Origin of the sequence: Agromyces sp. Root1464 (assembly GCF_001427265.1) — a bacterium.
GTDB classification, from domain to species: Bacteria; Actinomycetota; Actinomycetes; order Actinomycetales; family Microbacteriaceae; genus Agromyces; species Agromyces fucosus.
Genome location: NZ_LMFU01000002.1, coordinates 1,315,118 through 1,336,227, shown reverse-complemented (window position 1 = coordinate 1,336,227; position 21,110 = coordinate 1,315,118). Strand labels below are relative to the sequence as shown.

Below are 21,110 nucleotides of genomic sequence, written 5' to 3'. Positions count from 1 at the left end.
TCGTCAGTGGGGGAGTGCCTCGATGAGGGTGCGCAGGTACGCCTCGTCGTCGAAGTCGTCGACGATCAGTCGCTGCACCATGTAGCCGGGACCGAGGCCGAGCACGACCGGAGCGAGCCGCGTGGCCCACTCTTCGGGGTCGCCGTCGACGCGCCGCGGATCGGCGGCGGCCCATTCGAGGAGCCGGGCTCGCACGGTCTCTCGCAACCGGTGGAACACGCCCTGTACGAGCAAGCGCATCTCGTCGTCGACGGCGGCTTCGGCCCAGAGTTGCACGATGACGTTGCTGAACGGCTCGCGGCGCATGCCGTCGAGGAGGGTGGCGATGATCTGACCGGGCGGGAGCGGCTCCCCGCCTCCGCGCTGGGCCTCGAGTTCGGTGCTGCGGGAGTCGAGCACCCGGCCGGCGACGGCGGCGAACAACTCCTTCTTGCCGGCGAAGTGGCCGTAGATGGCGCCCGCCGACAGGCCGGTCTCTGCGATGACGTCGGCCATCGAGGTGCCCTGGAACCCCTTCGCGGCGAAGGCGCGGAGGGCGGCGTCGATGATCTCGTCACGGCGGGCCTCGCGGTACGCGGCGGTGACCTTCGGCATGCTCGGCTTCCCCGTCGATGAGCTGGATGTGTTCTTGACAAGCCTAGACGGCGGCCTCAGAATTATAAAGAACGAACATTCGTTTTTCTTCGGAGGAGATCATGGCCCACCCGGATGCCGCCAGCAGGCACACCCCGATCGGCCGCGTCGTCGGCATCGCACTCGCACTCGCGGCCGTCGTCGCGGTCATCGTGCTCGCGTTCTCATGGCCATCGGTGACGGCCGACGCGAAGAACCTTCCCATCGCGATCGCGGGCCCCGACGAGGCGGTCTCAGCGGTCGAGGCGACGGTCGACGAGCAGTCGCCGGGCGCCATCGCCTTCGACACCGTCGACGATCGCGACGCAGCCGTGGCCGCGATCGAATCCCGTGAGGTGTACGGAGCCATCGTGCTCGGTGCCGAGCCCGAGGTGCTCACGTCGTCGGCGTCGAGCCTCGTCGTCGCCCAGTTGCTCACCGGCATCGCGAGCGGACTTGAAGAGGGCGTGAACGCCCAGGCCGCAGCCGCAGCTGTGGCGGCGGGTGCTCCCACGGCGCCGCCGCACATCGAGGTCACCGTCACCGATGTCGTGCCGCTCGCCGAGAGCGACCCGCGGGGCACCGGTCTCACGGCCGCGCTCTTCCCGCTCGTGCTCGGCGGCATGCTCGGTGGCATCGCCATCTCGATCGCCGTCATCGGCGCGATGCGCCGGGTCTTCGCCGTGCTCCTCTACTCGGCGGCGGGCGGGCTCGTGCTCGCCGGCATCCTGCAGGGCTGGTTCGGCGCGCTGCAGGGCGAGTACCTGGTGAACGCTGCGGCCATCGGGCTCGCGCTCGCGGCGATCGCCGCACCGATCACCGGGTTCGTGGCGCTCATCGGCCGGGCCGGAATCGCCGTCGGACCGGTGGTGATGCTCCTCTTCGCGAACCCGATCTCGGGCGCGGCGGTGCCGAAGGAGTTCTATCCGGCGCCCTGGGGCGATATCGGGCAGTGGTTCCCACCGGGAGCGGCTGCGACCCTCGTGCGCGAGCTCTCCTACTTCCCGTCGGCCGACATGACCTTCCCGTGGCTCGTGCTCGGGGCGTGGGCCGTCGGCGGGCTGCTGCTCTCAGTCGTCGGCCACTTCCGCACCGCGGGCGGCGCCGAGCCCGACGCGGAGGCGGCCGTCGCCGACTGAGTCGCAGGCGACGGGGCAGCCCGGTTCAGGCCGGGCCGTCTCCGGTCAGCCCGCGAGTTCCTTGCGGCCGTTGATGATGCCGCTCACCGCGGCGACCACCGCGAAGACGACGGCGACGACGGGCTGGCCCAGGGTCCACCAACCGATCGCAGCGGCCGAGAAGACGGCGATCTCGACGATCGCCTTGCCGAACGGGTCGATGCGGAAGACCGCCTTCGGCGAGACGAAGAGCGCCCACGCGAGAATCGCGAGGAGCGGTGCGCCGATGCCGACGAGCACGCCCGGCCACGGCAGCGGGAAGGCCAGGAAGCCCCAGACGCCGAGCGAGACGAACGCGAAGAGCTCGAGGAAGAACCGCAGGATGTCGTTCGGTCCGATCTTCGGCTGCTGGTGCTGTTGTGCGTCGCTCACAACCCTCGATCCTACCGGCGGGTTCAGCGGAAGATGATCGTGCGGACGCCGTCGAGCAGCACCCGGCGTTCGGCGAACCACTTCACCGCCTGGCTGAGCGTGCGGCTCTCCTCGTCCTGGCCGATGGCCACGAGCTCACCGGGACTGCGCGAGTGGTCGACGCGCACGACGTTCTGCTCGATGATCGGCCCCTCGTCGAGGTCGCTCGTCACGAAGTGCGCGGTCGCGCCGATGAGCTTCACGCCGCGCGAGTGCGCCTGGCGATACGGGTTCGCGCCCTTGAATCCGGGCAGGAAGGAGTGGTGGATGTTGATGCAGCGGCCTTCGAGGGCGGCGCACAGCTCGGGCGACAGGATCTGCATGTACCGGGCCAGCACGACGAGCTCGATGTCGTGCTCGTCGACCGCGTCGAGCACGCGTCGTTCGAAGGCCGCCTTCGACGCGGCATCCGTCACCGCGAGGGATTCGAAGGGCACGCCGTAGAAGTCGACGAGGTCGCGCAGCGTGCCGTGGTTCGAGAGCACGAGCGGGATCTCGACGGGCAGCTGCCCGGCGCGCTGGCGGAACAGCAGGTCGTTGACGCAGTGACCGGCGGTCGAGGCGAGCACGAGGGTGCGCAGCGGCCGGCCGACCTCATCGAGGTGCCACTGCATGTTCCACCGCTCGGTGACCGGCGCGAGCGCGGCCTCGAACTCGTCGCGCCCTGCCGAGGACTCGACCTGCAGGCGCATGAAGAAGTTGCCCGTGTCGAGGCTCGCGAACTGCTGGCTCTCGGTGATGTTGCCGCGCGCCGCGACGATCGCCCCGCTGATCGCGTGCACGATGCCGGGGCCGTCGGTGCAACTGAGCGTGACGACCCAGTGGTGGAGGTGCTCGGGTGCTGCGCCGGGAACGTGCTCGGTCATCCCGTCAGACTACCGGGCGACGGTTCGCGAGTCGGCGTCGGCGACAGCGTCGGCAGCGGCGCCGGTGTCGGTGTCGGTGTGGGCGTCGCATCGGTCGTCGTATCGGGCTCGGCGAGCGCTGGAGCGAGGTCCGTCGCGGGCGCCGGAGGAGCCGTCTCGGGCGCGCTCGCCGGTGCGCTCGCGCGGTCGGAACCCCACGTCGGCGTCGCGACGGTGCTCGGGCCCGTTCTCCCGTCGTCGGTGACGTAGCGAACGGTCACCGTGCTGAACATCCATCGCCAGGAATCGTTCGACTCGCGGGCGCGACCCTTCGCGTCGAGCACGAAGGTCCGATACGGCGTGCCGTCGATGTCCATGCGGATCGTCGCGCCCGGGACTCCCGTGAAGTCGAGCCTGAAGGGCACGCGCTTCGCCGTCGGGGCCTGCAGGGTCACTTCGATCGGCGCGCTCGGCTCGGAGCGGTTGCCCGCCACGTCGGTCTGAGTGACGCTGAGCACGTGCCGACCGGCCGACAAGCCCGAATAGACGAGCGACCAGCGGCCGGCGGCATCGGCGACGGTGTCGGGCGCAGGTTCTCCGAATGCGGAGGCGAGAGCCATGCCACCCGACTGGGCGGTGACGCGGATGGCCGCGCCAGGCTCCGCCGTGCCGGAGAGGCGAGGATCGACGAGTCCTCCGGCGGTGTCCGGTGCCGAGACCCGGGGCGGCAGCGCCTCGGTGTCGACCGGATCAGGAGTCGGCGTAGGGGTCGGAGTGGGCGTGGGCGTCGGGGTGGGCGTCGGGGTCGGCGTCGGCGTGGGGGTCGGAGTCGGGGTCGGCGTCGGAGTCGGGGTCGGCGTGGGCGTCGGAGTGGGTGTCGGGGTCGGCTCGGGGGACGGGGCCGATGAGGGCTCCGGGAGCGCCTGCAGGGACTCGAGCGGGGCCGGGTCCGTCGTCGGCGCGTCGCCGTCTTCAATCGCATCCGGTGCCGGATCGACGACGGGTGCCGGTGCCGGAGGCGCCGGCGGAACCACGACCTGGGCGTCGATCGACCCGTTCGTTCCGGCATCGGCGGGCGCAGCGGCCACCGCAGCGGGCGGCGACTCCGGCACGACCGGATTCACGAGGCCGGGCACGACGATGACTGCGGCGACCGCGGCGGCGGCGACGAGGGCACCGGCTCCGACGCCGACCACGACTCCGGTGCCGCCCAGTGCGCCGAGGCCGGTTGCCGAGGCGGCCCCGCCGGCCGCGCCCGCAGTGCCTGCGCCGCCGGCACCCGCGCCTGCCGTCGAGCCGGCTCCTGCGGCGGAGCCCGCGGTGCCGGACGCGCCGGCCCCTGCGCCGTGCCCGATGACGGCTGCGGGCATCGCGGCGGCGCCCATCGCGACCTCGGCGACCGGTGCTCCCTGCGAGAGCCACGCAGAGTAGGCGGTGGCGCCGCCGATGCCGGCGGTGAGCGGCAGCAGCACGAGCGCGAGACGGGAGCCCACCTCGCGTGCCTCAGCGGCGACGATCGTGCAGCGGGCGCAGTCGTCGAGATGCGCCTCGAGACGCGTCGTCTCGCGGGCTCGGAGCTTGCCGCGCGTGTACGTGCCGAGCCGGTCGATGCTCCACTGGCACTCGGGGGCGTTGGCCGGGTTGCGGAGGTGCACCCGGATCCAGGACTGACGGAGGCCCTCACGGGCACGGTACGCGAGCGCCGCCGTGCTGTTCGCGCTCATGCCGAGGAGCGGTGCGATCTGCTGCGGAGTCATGTTCTCGACCTCGGAGTACCAGAGCACCTCCTGCCAGCGCGTGGGCAGGGCGCGGAACGCCTGCGCGGTGGCGCTACGGTCGAGGGCGTCGAGCGTGGCGGACTCGGTGGTCGTGGGGTCCTCGAAGGACTCGAGGGTCTCGAGCGTGGTCTCGTGGCGTGCGCGGCCCCAACCGGCGGCCGTGTTGCGGATCGTCGTGAAGAGGTACGGGCGGAAGGCGCCCGTGGGCCCGCCACCGGCGAGGATCGCGCTGTAGATCTTCGTGAAGGACTCGGCGACGAGGTCGTCGGGGTCGAGTGAACTGTACGAACGCGCAACGGTGCGTGCCGACGCGGCATGCCGTTCCCACAGTTCGGCATACGCGGAGCCGTCGCCCTTGCGCGTGCGCTCGATGAGCGCGGCGTCGGCCGATCGGTCGGTGCGCAGCGGCGGCACGACGGTCTCCTTCGGATAGCAGGTGGGATGCGCTCGGATGGGGAAGCGGCTCACCTGAGGTTGCGCCCGGACTGGATTCATGACGCGCGCGATTCGGGTGCCCCTATTCCAGCAGAAATCCCTGAGAAACGGGTGCGGAAAGTTTTCTCCGGATCTCGCGTCATAGAAGTGCCGATCCGCCGTCTCTCAGGTGGAAGGCACTCAACCGCCTTCCGGAACAACCGCCGTCTCAGGCGACCCGAACCCCCGAGACGGATGCCGGCAGCCCAGTCGGCGAATGAGCGGAGTGCATCGGGGGAACGATGCGATCCGCTCGAACGGGCGAGGGTCTCGGAGGCGAAGGGGAACACGCCTCCGGGCCCCGTCTCGCCCGAGCGTCCACACGGCGGGCCGGTCGATCCCCGTCTCGCCCGAACGTGTCATGGCGCGGCGAGGGCTCGGCGTGGTCAGGCCAGGCGTACCCCGGCGCCCCACACGGCCTCGACGCCGAGCTCGGCATCGAGGAGCACGGCGTCGGCGGCGAACCCGAGGTCGAGACGGCCGAGGTCGCCGGCTCGACCGATCGCCGCAGCGGGCGTCACGGTGAGCGCGCCGACCGCCTCGTCGATCGGGATGCCGCAGTCGAAGACCGCCCGGCGGAGCGCGTCGTCCTGCGTGAGCGTGGAGCCGGCGATCGATCCGCCCTCGCGGAGTCGGGCGACGCCGTCGGTGACGACGACCTCGAGCGAGCCCAGGATGTAGACGCCGTCGGCGGAACCCGTCGCCGCCATCGCATCCGTGATGAGGGTGACGCGGCCCGGCGCGCCCGCGAAGGCGAGCTTCACGACATCGGGATGCACGTGCACGCCGTCGTTGATGATCTCGAGCGTGACGTGGTCGGCGTGCATCGCCGCGGTCACGGGACCGGGAGCGCGGTGGTGGATGCCCCGCATGCCGTTGAACGCATGCGTCAGGATCGAGGCGCCGGCGTCGAACGCGGCGAGGGCGGTCTCGAAGTCGGCGCCGGTGTGGCCGACGGCCACGCGCACGTCAGCTGCCACGAATCGGGCGATCGCCTCGAAGGCTCCGGGGTGTTCAGGTGCGATGGTGATCTGCCGCAGGGTGCCGGCGGCTGCCTCGAGCAGGCGTTCGACGGATGCCTCGTCGGCGCTGCGCAGGAGGCCCGGGTCATGCGCTCCGCGGAATTCGGAGTCGAGGAACGGCCCCTCGAGATGTGCGCCGAGCACGCGCGGGTTTCGCTCGGCGAACCCGGCGATCGTCGCGAGATCGCGTCCCAGTCGATCGACCGAGGAGGTCACGAGGGAGAGCACGGAACGGGTCGTGCCGTGGGCGTTGTGCACCGCGAGGGCGGCCTCGATGGCCGCATCGCCGTCATCGACGGACGAGCCGCCGGCACCGTGGCAGTGGAGGTCGATGAATCCGGGAGTGAGGAAGCGCCCCGCGGCATCCGTCACCGTCGCCGACGAGGCGGCGAGGCCGTCGCGCCATCCGTCGCCGATGCCGCGCGCGGTCACCTGATCGCCGTCGAACCGCACCCACGCGTCGGTGACGGTGTCGGCGCCGCTCACGAGGCGTGCGGAGTGGATGACGACGGGTGGGGTGCTCACCTAAGCAACGATAACGTCGTAGCCCGCGTCGGACAGCCGCTCGAGCTGCTCCTGCGTGGCCCCGGCGTCGGTGATGACGGTCGAGAAGAGACGCCTCGGGCCGATCGCCGCGAATGCCCGCTTGTCGATCTTCGAGGAGTCGGCGACGAGCACCGCCTGCGTCGCGCGCGCGGCCATGAGGGCGTTGACCGCGGCTTCGCGTTCGTCGTGCGAGGTCGGCCCGACGATGGGGTCGATGCCGTTGACGCCGATGAACGCGAGGTCGAGGGTGATGCTGCCGAGCACCGCGTCGGTATAGGCGCCGACCAGTTCGTACGAGCGGGCGTGCACGACGCCGCCGGTCACGACGGTCTTGATCTGCGGACGCATCGCGAGCTGCATGGCGATGTTGATCGCGTTCGTGACGACGGTCAGGCTCGGGTCGGGAGCCGGTTCCATGATGTCGGCGCGAGACATGAGCGCGTCGGCGATCGCGGTCGACGTCGTGCCGCCGCAGAGGCCGATGACGGCGCCGCGCGGCACGAGCGCGCTCGCCGCCAGGGCGATGGCGGCCTTCGCGTTCGGGTTCTGCTGGTTCTTGTACCGGATCGGCAGGTCGTAGGCGACCGAGTGCGCGACGGCTCCGCCGCGCGTGCGGGTCAGCAGCTGCTGACTGGCGAGGGCGTCGAGGTCGCGACGGGCGGTCGCGGGCGACACCTCGAGGCGCTCGACGATCTGGTCGACATCGACCTGACCGCCCTCCGCGAGGAGGTCGAGGACTGCACTCAGACGCTCGGCACGATTCATCCGTTGGGGTCCTTCCCTGCGAGGAGATCGAGCACGGCGCTCAGCCGCCAGTCGGCTTCCGAACGATTCATCCGTTGGGGTCCTTCCCTGCGAAGAGGCGGAGCAGGCGGGCCGCCTCCGCCTCGATGGCGTCTCGTCCGGCGGCGAGGTACTTTCGCGAGTCTACGACCGTCGGATGCTCGTCGAGGAATCTGCGGATCGCGCCGGTGAACTGCGCGTTCAGGTGCGTCGAGACGTTGATCTTCACCAGACCGGCGCGGATGCCCGCGACGATCGTCTCATCGGGCACGCCCGACGACCCGTGCAGCACGAGCGGCACGGGCACCGCCGCCCGGAGGCGGGCGATGAGTTCGAGGTCGAGCGCCGCGTTCCGCTCGGTCATGGCATGCGACGACCCGACGGCGACGGCGAGGGCCTCGACGCCCGTCTGCGCGACGAACTGCGCGGCCTCGGCAGGGTCGGTGCGCACGCCGGGCGCGTGGGCGCCGTCCTTGCCGCCGATCTCGCCGAGCTCGGCCTCGACGAGCACGCCGGTGGTCGCGGCGTGCGCGACGACCCTGCGCGTCGTCTCGACGTTGTCGGCGAAGTCGAGCTTGGCGCCGTCGTACATGACCGAACCGAAGCCGTGGTCGATCGCGAGGAGTGCGAGCTCGGGGTCTTCGGCGTGGTCGAGGTGCACCGCGACGGCGGCACTCGATGCCTCGGCCACGGCGAGCGTGGCGCGGGCGATCGGCTCGAAGCCGCCGTGGTACCGGATCGCGTTCTCGGAGATCTGCAGGATCACCGGCAGTCCGGTCGACTCGGCCGCCCGCACGAGGGCCTCGGCGGTCTCGAGGTGCAGCACGTTGAAGGCGCCGACGGCACGGCCGGCGACGACGGCGTCGGTGAGGATGGCGCGAGTGGGGGTGAGGGTCATGCGGTCGCTTCCCGATCGGATGGTCCGGCGTTGCCGGTGCTGGTCGTGGTCACGACGACCTCGTGTTCGAGGGCGGCGTGTTCGGGGGAGAGGTCGCCCGCGAGCGGCATGAGCACGGCCGAGGCCGACCAGGCGGTCGCGCGGCGAGCGAGTCGTGCCCGCGCATCGGCGGAGGCGGGGCTGTCGGCGGCGAGGTCGGGGGTCTCGGCGAGTGCCGCGGCCATCGCGGCGACCGCGGCGTCGCCCGCGCCGGTCGCGTTGCCGTGCAGCCTGCGGGGCAGGCCGGCGCGGATGCCGCCGGGAGCATCCGCCGTCTGGATCAGGAGGCCCTCGGAGCCGAGCGAGGCGACGACGATGCCTGCGCCGAGCGCGAGCAGTGCACGCGCTCCTGCTGCGGGGTCGTCGAGCCCGGTCTCGGCGCGGAGCTCCTCGGCGTTGGGCTTCAGCGCCGAGGCGCCGGCGCGCGCGGCGGCGGCCAGGCCGGGCCCGCTCGTGTCGACGATCACGGGCACGCGGGCGTCGCGCAGCGCCCCGACGAGTGCGCCGAGCTCGTCGGGGCCGAATCCCGCAGGCAGGCTCCCGCAGATCGCGACGGCATCGGCGCCGCGGCCGAGCTCGAGTGCGCTCGCGGTCAGCGCGGCGACCTCATCGGGCGCGAGGCCGTCGCCGCGTTCGTTCAGCACCGTCGTCTCCCCGCTCGACTCGTCGACGAGGGCGATGCTGCGCCGGGTCGCGCCCGCGACGGGGACGAGGCGATGCGGGATGCCGCTCGACTCGAGCTCCGCGGCGAACTCCTCGCCGACCGCGCCGCCGGAGGTCGTGAGGGCGAGCACCTCATGTCCTTCGGCGTGCAGCACGCGGGCGACGTTCAGCCCCTTGCCGCCGGCGCGCGCTGCGCCGGCATCGACGCGGTGCGTCTCGCCGGGCAGCAGGCGGTCGGCGTGCCAGGTCAGGTCGAGTGCCGGGTTCGGCGTCACCGTGAGGATCACGCGGCACCGCCGCCGAGCCGGGCGGATGCGAGATCGCGGGCCGCGAGCGCCGTGCCGAGGAGGCCGGCGTCGTCGCCGAGTTCGGCGTGCACGAGGGCCGGGCGCCGGTGGAAGCTGAGCAGGGCGTCGAGCCGTGCCCCGAGCGGGCCGAAGAGCGCGGGACCGGCCTGGGCGAGGCCCCCGCCGATCACGACCGCCTCGGGCGCGACGACGGCGACGAGACGCGCGATCGCCTCCGCGAGCGCCTCGACGGCGTCGTCCCATACCCTGCGCGCGAGCGCGTCGCCCGCGGTCGCGGCATCGAGCACCTCACGAGCCCCGCTGACGGGCGTGCCCGTCGCGGCGGAGTATCGGCGGGCGATCGCACCGGCCGAGGCGATCGTCTCGAGGCATCCGATCGCACCGCAGGGGCAGCGCTCGCCGAGCGGGTCGGCGAGGGAGTGGCCGATCTCGCCCGCGAAGCCGCCGCCCGCGTAGGGGTGGCCGTCGAGCACGAGCGCGCTCGCGATGCCCGTGCCGATCGCCAGCACGACGACGTCGCCGTAGCCGCGAGCGGCACCGAGCCGGTGCTCGGCGTCGCCGGCGGCCCGTACGTCGTGGCCGAAGGCGACCGGCAGGTCGAGGGCGGCCTCGGCGAGAGAGCGGATCGGGGCGTCGCGCCAGCCGAGGTTCGAGGCGAACATGCCGACGCCGGTGAGTTCGTCGACGAGTCCGGGCACGCTGACCCCGGCCGCGACCGGAACGATGCCGGGAGCGGCCGCGAGGTGCTCGCGCGCGAGGACGGCGAGCGACGCGACGATCGTGCCGGCGGGATCCGCGGGGTCGAGGGGCGTCGGCGTACGGCGGAGGCCGAGCACCCGCCCCGACGCGTCGACGAGCGCGGACTTCGTGTCGGTGCCGCCGACGTCGAAGGCGAGCACCGCATCGCCCGGGCCGAGCCGGGTCGCGTCGAGGGAGGGGCGTTCGGTCATCAGGCGTCGAGGATGACGGAGCGGGTGAGGTTGCGCGGAGCGTCGGGGTCGAGGCCCTTCGCGCGGGCGCGGGCGAGCGAGACCCGCTGCGCGCGCACGAGTTCGGCCATCGGGTCGAGCGTGCCCGCCTCGAAGTGGGCGCCGGTGGCGGCGACGTCGCCGGCGAGGCCCTCGGGCGTCTCGCCGAACTGCCAGGTGACCCGGCCCGGAGCCGCGATCGCGATCGGTCCGTGGCGGTACTCCATCGACGGGTACGACTCGGTCCACGACTGGGAGGCCTCGCGCATCTTCAGGGCGGCCTCGTGCGCGAGCCCGACCGACCAGCCGCGGCCGAGGAAGGTGTACTGCTCGGCATCGGTCAGTTCGGGTGCGAGTTCTTCGGCCACGGCGCGCTCGGCGTCGGCGATCGCACCGCTCAGGTCTTCGCCGAGCGACGCGCGGAAGAGCGCCAGCGCGGTCGTCGCGAAGCGGGTCTGCACGACCGACTGCTCATCGGCGAACGGCAGCAGCACGGCGTCGTCGACGAGGCCGACGAGCGGCGAGGATGCGTCGCCGATGACGCCGACGGTGCGCACACGGCCGCGCAGGCCCTCGACGAGCTGGAGCACCTCGGTGGTCGTGCCCGACCGGGTGAGGGCGACGACGGCGTCGTAGCCGCGGTCGACGAAGGCCTCGGATGCCGCGAAGGCGTCGGTCTGGCCGTGGCCGCCGGCTTCGCGGAGCCAGGCGTACGACTGCGCGATGAACCAGGAGGTGCCGCAGCCCACCACGGCGATGCGTGCTCCGCGAGCGGGGAGCAGCGCCTGCTCGGCGCGGAGCGACTCCGCTTTCGCCCACGTCTCGGGCTGCGAGTCGAGCTCGGCCGACATGTGTTCGGCAGCGGTGTGTTCGGTGGTCGAATGCTCGGTCAAGACGGCTCCAGACGGGTGTTCGGCGGCCGGCGCACGATATCGGCGCCGACATGACTACTCATGATTGCAGATGACTGCAATCCATGTCCAACGATCAGTCAAACGATCGATTCGATCACATCGATCACAGTTGCGAATTTGTGAGGGATCTGAACAAAATCTCATAACGAATCAGTTGCACGGCTTGACGGCCGATCCGGATTCGACATAGATTTCGTGCGTCGAGTGAACGAACATGATCGTTTACACGGCGAAACGTTCAGGAAACAGCACTCGGGCAGAGTCGTCGGGTGCGAGGTTCTCGAACACACGCACCGTCGCGCGAGGCTCCATCCGGGCGTAGGTGCACCATCCACCACAGTGAGGAAGCATCCATGAAGAAGTCTCTGCGCCTCGGCACGGCCGTCGCGCTCGCCGCCACGGCGTCGCTCACGCTCGCATCCTGCGGCTTCGGCGGCGGTTCGGGTGACGACGCGAGTGGCAAGACCACGCTCGACCTGCTCGTTCCGAGTTATTCCGACAACACCCAGGACCTCTGGGACGGCATCATCGAGGGATTCGAAGCCGAGAACACCGACATCGACGTCAAGCTCGAGGTGCAGTCGTGGGACAACCTCGAGACCGTCATCGCCACGAAGATCCAGGGCGGTGAGGCACCCGACATCTACAACGGCGGCCCCTTCGCCGGCTTCGCAGCAGACGAGCTCCTCTACCCCGCCGAAGACATCGTCTCGCCTGAGACGTTCAGCGACTTCCAGGAGTCGTTCCTCGCGAACGCCGAGGTCGACGGCACGGCGTACGCGCTGCCGCTCATCGCCTCGGCCCGTGCACTGTTCGTGAACAACGCGCTGCTCGAGCAGGCGGGCGTCACGGCGCCGCCCACCAACTGGGACGAGCTGCTCGACGCCGCGACGAAGGTCTCTGCGCTCGGCGGCGGCATCGCCGGGTACGGCATGCCGCTCGGCTCTGAAGAGGCGCAGGCCGAAGCGGCCGTCTGGCTGTGGGGCGGCGGCGGCACGTTCGGTGACGAGTCCGCGATCACAGTCGACGACCCGGCGAACCTGCCCGGCGCCGACCAGATCAAGAAGATGATCGACGCGGGTGCGACGCAGGCCGACCCCGGCTCGACCGACCGTTCGCCGCTCATGGACATCTTCATCCAGGGCAAGATCGGCATGCAGGTCGGCCTCCCGCCGACCGTCGGCCAGATCGAGGAGAACAACCCCGAGCTCGACTACTCGATCGTCCCGATCCCCACGCAGGACGGCAGCCCGATGACGGTCGGCGTCATGGACCAGATGATGGCCTTCGAGAACGACGGCGACAAGCAGGACGCCATCACGAAGTTCCTCGACTACTACTACTCGGCCGACGTCTACGTGCCGTGGGTGCAGGCCGAGGGCTTCCTCCCGGTCACCAAGTCGGGCGCAACCGAGCTCGCCTCCGAAGAGGCGCTCGCGCCGTTCCTCGAGGTCCTGCCGGACGCGAAGTTCTACCCGACCACCAACCCGCAGTGGTCGGCGACGGATGCCGCGTTCAAGGCGCTGTTCGGACAGCTTCAGACGAAGCCCGCACAGGACGTGCTGACCGAGATCCAGGCGCAGGCCGACGCGGGCTGATCCCGCCTCGACCAGCAGTTCGTTCGCACTACCCGGAGGGATCGGTGACCACCGAACCATGAGCACCACATCCGATGCGTCACCGATCCAGGCGGGGGCGGCCGACGGCCGCCCCCGCCCCGGGCGCGGAGCACCCGCCAAGGGTGGAGCCGCCGCTCCTCGCCCCAGGGGCCGCGACCTGCTCCACGCGCTGCCGTGGATCGGCCCCGCCCTCATCCTCATCTTCGGCGTCGTGCTGTTCCCGGCCGTCGTCATGTTCTACAACTCGACCCGCGACATCTCCCAGAGCGGCGTCGACAAGGGATCGGTCGGCCTCGACAACTACATCGAGGTCTTCAACTTCCCCTACTTCTGGCCGATCTTCGGCCGCACGATCATCTGGGTCGTCGTGGTCGTCGTCGCGACGGTCGTCATCTCGCTCGGCCTCGCGCAGATCCTGAACAAGGCCTTCCCCGGCCGGCGCATCGTGCGCCTCGCGGTCATCATCCCGTGGGCGGCATCCGTCGTCATGACGACGATGGTCGTCTACTACGGTCTCGAGCCGTACTTCGGCATCATCAACAAGTTCCTCGTCGACATCGGCCTCGTCGACACCCCCGAGGGCTACGGCTGGACCCGGAACCCGGCGACCGCCTTCGCGTGGTCGATCGTCGTCGCGATCTTCGTGTCGCTGCCGTTCACGACGTACACGATCCTCGCGGGGCTCCAGACGGTGCCGGGCGAGGTGCTCGAGGCCGCCAAGATGGACGGCGCCGGGCCCATCCGCACCTACTGGGGGGTCGTGCTGCCGCAACTGCGCAGCGCCCTCGCCGTCGCGGTGCTGATCAACATCATCAACGTCTTCAACTCGCTGCCGATCCTGAAGGTGATGACCGGGTCGATCCCCGGCTACGACGCCGACACGATCATGACGATGATCTTCAAGTACATCCAGAACCAGCACAAGGTCGATGTCGCGAGCGCCCTCTCGGTCGTCGCGTTCGTCATCGTCATCGTGATCGTCGCCGTCTACGTGCGCGTGGTCAAGCCCATGAAGGAGGTCTGATCGTGGCCGTCACCGCACCCGCGTTCGAGACGATCGCCCCGCCCGCGGCATCCGCTCGCAAGCGCCGTTACACCGAAGACCAGGTGCCGCTCCGCAAGGTGATCGTGCGCATGATCGCGGGCTTCATCGTGCTCGCGATCTTCGTCCTCCCGTACGTCATCATGTTCTTCGGATCGGTGAAGACGAAGGCGCAGATCCGCTCGGTCGACCCCACCTACTTCCCCACGGAGTGGCACTGGGAGAACTACGTCAACATGTGGTCGACGCCCGAGACGCCGCTGCCGCAGAACCTCATCTCGACGATCATCATCTCGGTCTTCGCGACGCTGATCGTGCTGCTCGTCGCGATGCCGGCCGCCTATTACACGGCCCGCTTCAAGTTCCCGTTCCGCATGGTGTTCCTCTTCCTCGTGATCGTCACGCAGATGCTGCAGCCGGCCGTGCTGACCTCGGGCCTGTTCCGCCAGTTCCTCGCGTTCGACATGATCGACACGTGGGCCGCGATGATCTTCATCAACGCCGCGTTCAACCTCTCGTTCGCCGTGTGGATCATGCACTCGTTCTTCGCCGGCATCCCGAAGGAGGTCGACGAGGCTGCTCAGATCGACGGCGCGGGCCGGCTCCGGGTGCTGTTCACCATCAGCCTGCCGCTCGTCTGGCCCGGCATCGTGACGGCGATCGTGTTCACCTTCGTCGCGTGCTGGAACGAGTTCGCGGCCTCGCTCGTGATCCTCTCGACGGCGGGCAACCAGCCGCTCTCCGTGGCCCTCACGAAGTTCGTCGGCCAGTACGAGACCTCGTGGCAGTACGTGTTCGGCGTCTCGATCGTCGCGATCGTGCCGGTGGTCATCCTCTTCATGATCATCGAGAAGCGCCTCGTCGGCGGCCTCACCGCCGGCAGCGTCAAGTAACCACCAGAACCAGCGGATGTCGCGGGTGCCGCCTGCCCCGCGACATCCGCTTCTCTGTGCTCGGGCGAGGGCGCTCAGGAGGCGTTGGCGTCCGTGGTCCAGAGCCCGAGCACGTTGCCCTCCGAGTCCTCGAAGTACGCGAACCAGCCCATGCCGGGCACCGGTGCGCGCGGGGACACGACGGAGCCGCCGATCTCGACGATCCGTTCGAGCGAACGGTCGATGTCCTCGACGTCGACCGTGAGGATCGGCGTCGTCAGCCGATCGGCTCGCTGGAACATCCCGCCGTTGATGGCACCGGGCTCCAGCGGCTGCTGGGTGGCCTCGTCGACCGGCGTCGTGACGACATTCGTGTAGTCCATGCCCGGAATGGGGTCGAGCGACCAGTCGAACGCCGCACGGTAGAACTCGCGCGCACGATCCTGGTCGTCGGCCGGAATCTCGAAGTGCACGATGCCGGGCATCTTCGCCTCCTTCGTCGGGGCGCGGCACGACCGCGCCTGCCGGGAGGATAGACCCGGCGGAGCGACGCCGACAGTGCACGCGGGACGGGCTGCCCCGGACTCACTCGGCCCAGGGCACCCCGCCGACCTTGCGGTAGGCGACGCCGAGCGCGTCGAGATGGGTGCCGAGCGAGGCGAGCCGGGCGTGGAACGAGGCCTCGTCGCGCGCCCCACCGCCGGCCGGCGCGGGAGACCACCCGATCTCGGCGATCGCCGCGATGCGCGGGAACACCATGAACTCGAGGTCGGTCGCCGTCGCGATCGTCTCGGTCCAGACGGGCGCCTCGACGCCGAGGATGTCGGATTCGGCGAGGCCGGGCACGATGGCCGACGGCTCCCACGAGTACGACTCCTCGAGGGTCGTCGGTCCGTCGGCCCAGAGCTGCCCGACCTTGCCGCCGAGCGGGCCGTCGGGGTCGTCGGGGTACTTCATGTCGAGGTAGGCGACATCGGCGGGGGAGAGGATGACGCTGCCGCCCTGCTCCACGAACGAGTTCGTGAGCTCGGCCGCTTCGTCGCGCGGGGTGACGAAGTCCCAGTACTGTCCGACGGTCCCCTCGGGCAGCTCTCGTGACGCGCCCATCTCGTGCCAGCCGATGACGGTCTTGCCAGTCGCTGCGCCGGCCGCCGTGATGCGCCGCACGAGGTCGAGGTAGTCGGCCTCGGAGGTCGCGAGCGACTCGTCACCGCCGACGTGCAGCCACGGCCCGGGCGTCATCGCCGCGACCTCGCCCAGGACATCGGCGAGGAACCGGTCGGTGGCCTCCGCCCGCTCGGGCGAGGCGCAGAGCGACGAGAAGCCGACCTCGATGCCCTCGTAGGGCTTCGTCGCGACGCCGCTGCAGTTCAGCTCGGGGTAGGCGCTGAGGGCGGCGTTCGTGTGGCCGGGCAGGTCGATCTCGGGCACGACGGTCACGAACCGCTCTGCGGCGTACTCGACGATCCGGGCGTAGTCGGCCTTCGAGTAGAAGCCGCCGCCGTCGCCTCCGGTCGAGGTCGACGCCCCGATGCCCGTGAGCTCGGGCCATGCGTCGATCTGCAGTCTCCACCCCTGGTCGTCAGTGAGGTGCAGGTGCAGCACGTTGAGCTTCAGCAGCGCGATGCGGTCGATGTGGTCGAGCACGTCCTCCACCGGGAAGAAGTGGCGCGCCACGTCGAGCATCGAGCCGCGGTAGGCGAAACGAGGGGCATCGACGACGGATGCCGCGGGCACGATCCATCCCTCGGTCGGTGCCCTCGCGGCATCCGTTCGTTCGATCTCGGCCGGCAGCAGTTGCCGCAGTGTCTGGGTGCCCCGGAAGAGCCCGGGCGCGGCCGGTGCGGCGATGCGGACGCCGTCGGCGCCGCTCTCGAGCGTGTACGCCTCGGGATCGTCGCCGACCGTCGGGTCGATGGCGAGCGCGAGGTCGGATGCCCCGGCCTCGCCGCCGACCACGGGCAGGTCGAACCCGGTGGCGATGCGCGCCTGCGCGGCGAAGGTCTCCGCGACGGCCGCCGCCTCACCGTCCGCGACGAAGCGCGACTCCTCCGTGAGCGTGAACGGGCCACCGCCCGTGAGCTCGAATTCGACGGGGGCCGGGATGATGCCGGTCACGGCGTCTCCGTTCTGTTGGGCGGTGCAGCCGGTGAGGGCGAGGGTCGTGCCGATGAGCGCTGCGGCGACGAGGTGCGCGGCGGTGCGGGTGCTCGTGCGGGTGCGGGTGCGGCGCTGCATGCGTCCTCGCTCGGTCGGGAGGCGAACAAAGGTAAGGATTCCTAACCGTCATCGTGGCACGAATCACCGCCGGGCGGCAGTGCGGTCGTCGTCATGCAGGCGCATCCGTTGCTAAGCTTCGAGGGTCGCGACTGGCGTTGAGATGGATACCATCGGGGAGCGACTGGCACGGACCGACCGCACGCCTGGGCCGGTACGCATACCTCGGCGCTGGCGCGCGCGAGGCAGCACCCCACGTAGGTCCGTTTGTCATGAAGGAGCCAGTCTTGGCCGAGTCCGTTTTCAATGCGCCGCTTTCCGAAGTCGACCCCGAGATCGCCGAAGTTCTCGAGCTCGAACTCGGTCGCCAGCGCGACTACCTCGAGATGATCGCGAGCGAGAACTTCGTTCCCGTCTCCGTCCTGCAGTCGCAGGGCAGCGTCCTCACGAACAAGTACGCCGAGGGCTACCCCGGCCGCCGCTACTACGGCGGCTGCGAGTACGTCGACGTCGCCGAGTCGCTCGCGATCGAGCGGGCGAAGTCGCTCTTCGGCGCCGAGTACGCGAACGTGCAGCCCCACTCGGGCGCCACCGCGAACGCCGCGGTGCTCTCCGCGATCGCGACCCCGGGCGACACCATCCTCGGCCTCGAGCTCGCCCACGGCGGTCACCTCACGCACGGCATGAAGCTGAACTTCTCGGGCAAGCTCTACAACGCCGTCTCCTACGGCGTCGACCCCGAGACGTTCCTCGTCGACATGAACGTCGTGCGCGACAAGGCCCTCGAGCACAAGCCGCAGGTCATCATCGCCGGCTGGTCGGCCTACCCCCGCCACCTCGACTTCGCCGCGTTCCGCGCGATCGCCGACGAGGTCGGCGCGAAGCTCTGGGTCGACATGGCGCACTTCGCCGGCCTCGTGGCGGCGGGCCTGCACCCGAGCCCCGTTCCCCACGCCGACGTCGTCTCCTCGACCGTGCACAAGACGATCGGCGGCCCCCGCTCGGGCTTCATCGTCTCGCGCGACATGGAGCTCGCGAAGAAGCTCAACTCCAACGTGTTCCCGGGCCAGCAGGGCGGCCCGCTCATGCACGTCATCGCGGCGAAGGCCACGGCGTTCAAGATCGCGGCATCCGAGGACTTCAAGAACCGGCAGGAGCGCACCATCCGCGGTGCGCAGATCCTGGCGGCTCGCCTCACGTCCGACGACTCGCGCGCCGCGGGCATCGACGTGCTGACGGGCGGCACCGACGTGCACCTCGTGCTCGCCGACCTCCGCAACTCGAAGATCGACGGCCAGCAGGCCGAAGACCTCCTGCACGAGGCGCTCATCACGGTGAACCGCAACGCCGTGCCGTTCGACCCGCGCCCGCCGATGGTCACCTCGGGCCTGCGCATCGGCACGCCGGCGCTCGCGACCCGCGGCTTCGGCGACGCCGAATTCACCGAGGTCGCCGACATCATCGCGCTCGCGCTCCAGGGCGAAGCGGATGTCGCGTCGCTCCGTTCGCGCGTCGAAGCCCTGACGGCGGCGTTCCCGCTGTACCCGGGCCTCGCGCAGTAGGGATTCCCATGACCGCGATCACGCTCGACGGCGTCGCCACCGCGTCGGCCGTCAAGTCCGAACTCGCCTCGCGCATCCAGCTGCTGAAGGCGCATGGCGTCGTGCCGGGCCTCGGCACGCTCCTCGTGGGCGACGATCCGGGTTCGCGGTCGTACGTCGCGGGCAAGCACCGCGACTGCGCCGAGGTGGGCATCGAGTCGATCCGCATCGACCTGCCCGCCTCGGCCACCACGGCCGATGTGCGCGCCGCCATCCGCGACCTCAACACGGCCCCCGAGGTCACCGGCTACATCGTGCAGCTCCCGCTGCCGGCAGGGCACGACGAGAACGCCATGCTCGAGCTCATCGACCCCGACAAGGACGCCGACGGGCTGCACCCGACGAACCTCGGGCGTCTCGTGCTCGGCATCGAGGGCGAGCTGCAGTCGCCGCTGCCGTGCACGCCGGCCGGCATCGTCGAGATGCTGCGTCGCTACGACGTGCCCATCCGCGGGCGCCATGTCACGGTGATCGGCCGCGGGCTCACCGTCGGCCGCCCGCTCGGGCTGCTGTTCACCCGCAAGGGACTCGACGCCACCGTCACGCTCACGCACTCGCGCACCGAAGACCTCGCTGCCGAGGTGCGCCGAGCCGACATCGTCGTGGCCGCCGTCGGCGTGCCGCACCTCGTGCAGCCCGAATGGATCAAGCTCGGCGCCGCCGTGCTCGACGTCGGCATCACGCGCGTGCAAGATGAAGACACGGGCAAGGGCAAGCTCACGGGCGACGTCGACCCCGCCGTCGCAGAAGTCGCCGGGCACCTGTCGCCGAACCCCGGCGGCGTGGGGCCCATGACCCGCGCGATGCTCCTCGCGAACGTCGTCAAGGCCGCGGAGCAGCGCCTGCACCGCTAGTCGACCTGCCGGTCGCCCGGTGTTCACCACGTGTGCACCGGGCGGCCGTCTGGCGCGCGTAGCTTCGCGCCATGGCCAGTGTCGAACTCGTCGAAGCGCCGCGCGCAGCGGTCCTGGCCGGGCGCGCTGCGGCGACTCGGGTCGACGGCAGCGAAGTGAGCTCCGGCACCGGGCGAGCGGATGCCGCGCCCGCGCGTGCGACCGCCATCATCCCGGCTCGGGGCGGCTCGGTGGGGCTGCCCGGCAAGAACCTCGCACGGGTCGGCGGAGTGCCGCTCATCGCCAGGGCCGTTCGCGCCGCGCTCGCCGCGGAACGCATCGGCCGGGTCGTCGTGACGACCGACGACGCCGGCATCGCGGACGCCGCCCGGGCGGCCGGGGCGACGGTCGTCGATCGGCCCGCCGGCCTCGCGGGATCCACCGCGTCGAGCGAGTCGGCGCTGCTCCACGCGCTCGATGAACTCGAGCTGCGAGGCGAGCTCGAGGTGCTCCCGCCCGAAGCGCAGGACGGCGGCCTCGACGTCGGCGACGGACGCCCCGTCACGGTGTTCATCCAGGCCACCTCGCCCTTCATCGACCCGGCCGATCTCGACGCCGCGATCCACCATGTCGCCTCCGGCGAGCGAGACGTCGTCTTCTCGGGTGCGCCGACCCACGCGTTCCTCTGGCGCGATGACGCCGACGCGGGCTCCATGGCCGGGGTGAACCACGAGGCATCCCGCCGTCTCCGTCGTCAGGAACGCGAGCCCGAGTACCTCGAGACCGGTGCGTTCTACGTCTTCACCACCGAGGGGTTCCGCGCCGCAGGTCACCGGTTCTTCGGACGTATCGGCGTGCAGCCGGTCGACGCCGACCACGCCGTCGAGATCGACGACCCCGCCGACCTCGAGCGGGCGAGGGCGATCGCGCCGCACGTGGATCGCGGCCTCGGCCCGAACGGCCCGCTGGTCGACGTCGACGCGCTCGTGACCGACTTCGACGGCGTGCACACCGACGACACCGTCATGGTCGACCAGCTCGGCCGCGAGTCGGTGCGGGTGAGCCGCAGCGACGGCGCCGGCGTCGCGCGCCTCCGCGCCGCCGGCATCCCGGTGCTGATCCTGTCGGCCGAGCAGAACCCGGTCGTCGGGCGCCGTGCCGAGAAGCTCGGCGTCGAGTGCGCGCAGGGCGTGGGTGAGAAGGGCGAGGTGCTACGCGAGTGGGCGGAGCGCCGGGGCATCCCCCTCGATCGCATCGCCTACCTCGGCAACGACCGCGGCGACCTGCCGGCGCTCGAACTCGTCGGCTGGCCGATCGCCGTGCCGGACGCGGCTCCCGAGGCGCTCGCCGCTGCGCGTCACGTGCTCTCCCGAACGGGCGGCCACGGCGCGGTGCGCGAACTCGCCGACCTGATCCTCGCCGCGCGCGACGCCGCGGCGGACGAAGAACCCGATCCCGCGCCAGCGCGCGATCCTGAATGAGGGAGC

General features: G+C 70.9%; 19 protein-coding genes and 1 riboswitch. Of the genes, 7 read left to right on the top strand and 12 right to left on the bottom strand.

Annotated elements, in window-relative coordinates; genetic code table 11:
• Positions 1-3: 3 nt before the first annotated feature.
• Positions 4-594 carry a TetR/AcrR family transcriptional regulator gene (locus ASD23_RS11820; protein WP_056010620.1) on the bottom strand — a complete coding sequence of 197 codons (591 nt, stop codon included), beginning with the start codon at positions 592-594 and terminating at the stop codon, positions 4-6.
• Between the two features lie 101 nt (positions 595-695).
• Here ASD23_RS11820 and ASD23_RS11815 point away from each other — a divergent pair, with 101 nt between their 5' ends.
• On the top strand, positions 696-1,751 hold the full coding sequence (locus tag ASD23_RS11815) for a hypothetical protein (protein ID WP_056010617.1): 1,056 nt from the start codon (positions 696-698) through the stop codon (positions 1,749-1,751).
• A 45-nt stretch (positions 1,752-1,796) separates the two neighbouring features.
• Here the strand turns inward: ASD23_RS11815 and ASD23_RS11810 are convergent, their stop codons facing one another.
• The 9 genes from ASD23_RS11810 to ASD23_RS11770 all read right to left on the bottom strand — a co-directional run bounded on the left by ASD23_RS11810 (position 1,797) and on the right by ASD23_RS11770 (position 11,376).
• Positions 1,797-2,162 carry a YrdB family protein gene (locus tag ASD23_RS11810; protein WP_056010614.1) on the bottom strand — a complete coding sequence of 122 codons (366 nt, stop codon included), beginning with the start codon at positions 2,160-2,162 and terminating at the stop codon, positions 1,797-1,799.
• 23 nt (positions 2,163-2,185) lie between these two features.
• The gene (gene purU / locus ASD23_RS11805; RefSeq protein ID WP_056010607.1) at positions 2,186-3,067 is read right to left on the bottom strand and encodes a formyltetrahydrofolate deformylase; all 882 of its coding nucleotides are present in this window, start codon (positions 3,065-3,067) and stop codon (positions 2,186-2,188) included.
• A complete protein-coding gene (locus ASD23_RS19395) occupies positions 3,064-5,238 on the bottom strand; it encodes a sigma-70 family RNA polymerase sigma factor (protein WP_056010604.1) in 2,175 nt (724 codons plus the stop codon). The genes purU and ASD23_RS19395 overlap by 4 nt, the downstream gene beginning before the upstream one ends.
• 446 nt (positions 5,239-5,684) lie before the next feature.
• Positions 5,685-6,845, bottom strand: coding sequence for an N-acetylglucosamine-6-phosphate deacetylase (locus tag ASD23_RS11795; RefSeq protein ID WP_056010598.1), 1,161 nt, complete (start codon positions 6,843-6,845; stop codon positions 5,685-5,687).
• Entirely contained in the window at positions 6,846-7,631 is a 786-nt protein-coding gene (locus tag ASD23_RS11790) for a DeoR/GlpR family DNA-binding transcription regulator (protein WP_056010595.1), read from the bottom strand. It abuts the gene before it with no gap.
• Between the two features lie 67 nt (positions 7,632-7,698).
• Positions 7,699-8,547 carry a class II fructose-bisphosphate aldolase gene (locus ASD23_RS11785; RefSeq protein ID WP_056010592.1) on the bottom strand — a complete coding sequence of 283 codons (849 nt, stop codon included), beginning with the start codon at positions 8,545-8,547 and terminating at the stop codon, positions 7,699-7,701.
• Positions 8,544-9,536 (bottom strand): 1-phosphofructokinase family hexose kinase, encoded by a 993-nt coding sequence (locus ASD23_RS11780; protein WP_056010589.1) that lies wholly within the window; start codon positions 9,534-9,536, stop codon positions 8,544-8,546. Before ASD23_RS11780 ends, ASD23_RS11785 begins: the two co-directional genes overlap by 4 nt.
• The gene (locus ASD23_RS11775) at positions 9,533-10,507 is read right to left on the bottom strand and encodes an ROK family protein (RefSeq protein ID WP_056010585.1); all 975 of its coding nucleotides are present in this window, start codon (positions 10,505-10,507) and stop codon (positions 9,533-9,535) included. Before ASD23_RS11775 ends, ASD23_RS11780 begins: the two co-directional genes overlap by 4 nt.
• Positions 10,507-11,376, bottom strand: a complete 870-nt coding sequence (locus ASD23_RS11770; protein ID WP_056013087.1) for an SIS domain-containing protein — start codon at positions 11,374-11,376, stop codon at positions 10,507-10,509. The genes ASD23_RS11775 and ASD23_RS11770 overlap by 1 nt, the downstream gene beginning before the upstream one ends.
• 416 nt (positions 11,377-11,792) lie before the next feature.
• On the opposite strand from ASD23_RS11770, the gene ASD23_RS11765 reads away from it, so the two are divergent.
• From ASD23_RS11765 to ASD23_RS11755, 3 genes are read left to right on the top strand one after another with little or no spacing between them, the layout of a single operon-like run.
• Positions 11,793-13,037 carry an extracellular solute-binding protein gene (locus ASD23_RS11765; RefSeq protein ID WP_056010582.1) on the top strand — a complete coding sequence of 415 codons (1,245 nt, stop codon included), beginning with the start codon at positions 11,793-11,795 and terminating at the stop codon, positions 13,035-13,037.
• 58 nt (positions 13,038-13,095) lie between these two features.
• Positions 13,096-14,082 (top strand): carbohydrate ABC transporter permease, encoded by a 987-nt coding sequence (locus ASD23_RS11760; RefSeq protein ID WP_082571394.1) that lies wholly within the window; start codon positions 13,096-13,098, stop codon positions 14,080-14,082.
• A 2-nt stretch (positions 14,083-14,084) separates the two neighbouring features.
• Positions 14,085-14,993: a carbohydrate ABC transporter permease gene (locus ASD23_RS11755; protein ID WP_235507728.1), complete on the top strand. Its 909-nt coding sequence runs from the start codon at positions 14,085-14,087 to the stop codon at positions 14,991-14,993.
• A 74-nt stretch (positions 14,994-15,067) separates the two neighbouring features.
• Here the strand turns inward: ASD23_RS11755 and ASD23_RS11750 are convergent, their stop codons facing one another.
• A complete protein-coding gene (locus tag ASD23_RS11750) occupies positions 15,068-15,457 on the bottom strand; it encodes a VOC family protein (protein ID WP_056010579.1) in 390 nt (129 codons plus the stop codon).
• Between the two features lie 100 nt (positions 15,458-15,557).
• A complete protein-coding gene (locus ASD23_RS11745) occupies positions 15,558-17,210 on the bottom strand; it encodes a family 20 glycosylhydrolase (protein WP_082571393.1) in 1,653 nt (550 codons plus the stop codon).
• Positions 17,211-17,327: 117 nt separating this feature from the next.
• Positions 17,328-17,408: riboswitch (ZMP/ZTP riboswitch) on the top strand.
• Between the two features lie 68 nt (positions 17,409-17,476).
• On the opposite strand from ASD23_RS11745, the gene glyA reads away from it, so the two are divergent.
• The 3 genes from glyA to ASD23_RS11730 all read left to right on the top strand — a co-directional run bounded on the left by glyA (position 17,477) and on the right by ASD23_RS11730 (position 21,104).
• Entirely contained in the window at positions 17,477-18,751 is a 1,275-nt protein-coding gene (gene glyA, locus ASD23_RS11740; RefSeq protein ID WP_056010576.1) for a serine hydroxymethyltransferase, read from the top strand.
• A gap of 8 nt (positions 18,752-18,759) precedes the next feature.
• Positions 18,760-19,644 carry a bifunctional methylenetetrahydrofolate dehydrogenase/methenyltetrahydrofolate cyclohydrolase gene (locus ASD23_RS11735; protein WP_056010572.1) on the top strand — a complete coding sequence of 295 codons (885 nt, stop codon included), beginning with the start codon at positions 18,760-18,762 and terminating at the stop codon, positions 19,642-19,644.
• 71 nt (positions 19,645-19,715) lie between these two features.
• Positions 19,716-21,104, top strand: a complete 1,389-nt coding sequence (locus ASD23_RS11730; RefSeq protein ID WP_082571392.1) for an acylneuraminate cytidylyltransferase — start codon at positions 19,716-19,718, stop codon at positions 21,102-21,104.
• Positions 21,105-21,110 lie beyond the last annotated feature (6 nt).

What these genes read in the sequence shown, in the direction of transcription:
- purU (WP_056010607.1), bottom strand. Translation starts at nt 3,067, where the DNA reads ATGACCGAGCACGTTCCCGGCGCAGCACCCGAGCACCTCCACCACTGG.
- ASD23_RS11770 (WP_056013087.1), bottom strand. Translation starts at nt 11,376, where the DNA reads ATGTCGGCCGAGCTCGACTCGCAGCCCGAGACGTGGGCGAAAGCGGAG.
- ASD23_RS11735 (WP_056010572.1), top strand. Translation starts at nt 18,760, where the DNA reads ATGACCGCGATCACGCTCGACGGCGTCGCCACCGCGTCGGCCGTCAAG.
- ASD23_RS11815 (WP_056010617.1), top strand. Translation starts at nt 696, where the DNA reads ATGGCCCACCCGGATGCCGCCAGCAGGCACACCCCGATCGGCCGCGTC.
- ASD23_RS11745 (WP_082571393.1), bottom strand. Translation starts at nt 17,210, where the DNA reads ATGCAGCGCCGCACCCGCACCCGCACGAGCACCCGCACCGCCGCGCAC.
- ASD23_RS11760 (WP_082571394.1), top strand. Translation starts at nt 13,096, where the DNA reads ATGAGCACCACATCCGATGCGTCACCGATCCAGGCGGGGGCGGCCGAC.
- ASD23_RS11775 (WP_056010585.1), bottom strand. Translation starts at nt 10,507, where the DNA reads ATGACCGAACGCCCCTCCCTCGACGCGACCCGGCTCGGCCCGGGCGAT.
- ASD23_RS11790 (WP_056010595.1), bottom strand. Translation starts at nt 7,631, where the DNA reads ATGAATCGTGCCGAGCGTCTGAGTGCAGTCCTCGACCTCCTCGCGGAG.
- ASD23_RS11785 (WP_056010592.1), bottom strand. Translation starts at nt 8,547, where the DNA reads ATGACCCTCACCCCCACTCGCGCCATCCTCACCGACGCCGTCGTCGCC.
- ASD23_RS11730 (WP_082571392.1), top strand. Translation starts at nt 19,716, where the DNA reads ATGGCCAGTGTCGAACTCGTCGAAGCGCCGCGCGCAGCGGTCCTGGCC.
- ASD23_RS11820 (WP_056010620.1), bottom strand. Translation starts at nt 594, where the DNA reads ATGCCGAAGGTCACCGCCGCGTACCGCGAGGCCCGCCGTGACGAGATC.
- ASD23_RS11750 (WP_056010579.1), bottom strand. Translation starts at nt 15,457, where the DNA reads ATGCCCGGCATCGTGCACTTCGAGATTCCGGCCGACGACCAGGATCGT.
- ASD23_RS11765 (WP_056010582.1), top strand. Translation starts at nt 11,793, where the DNA reads ATGAAGAAGTCTCTGCGCCTCGGCACGGCCGTCGCGCTCGCCGCCACG.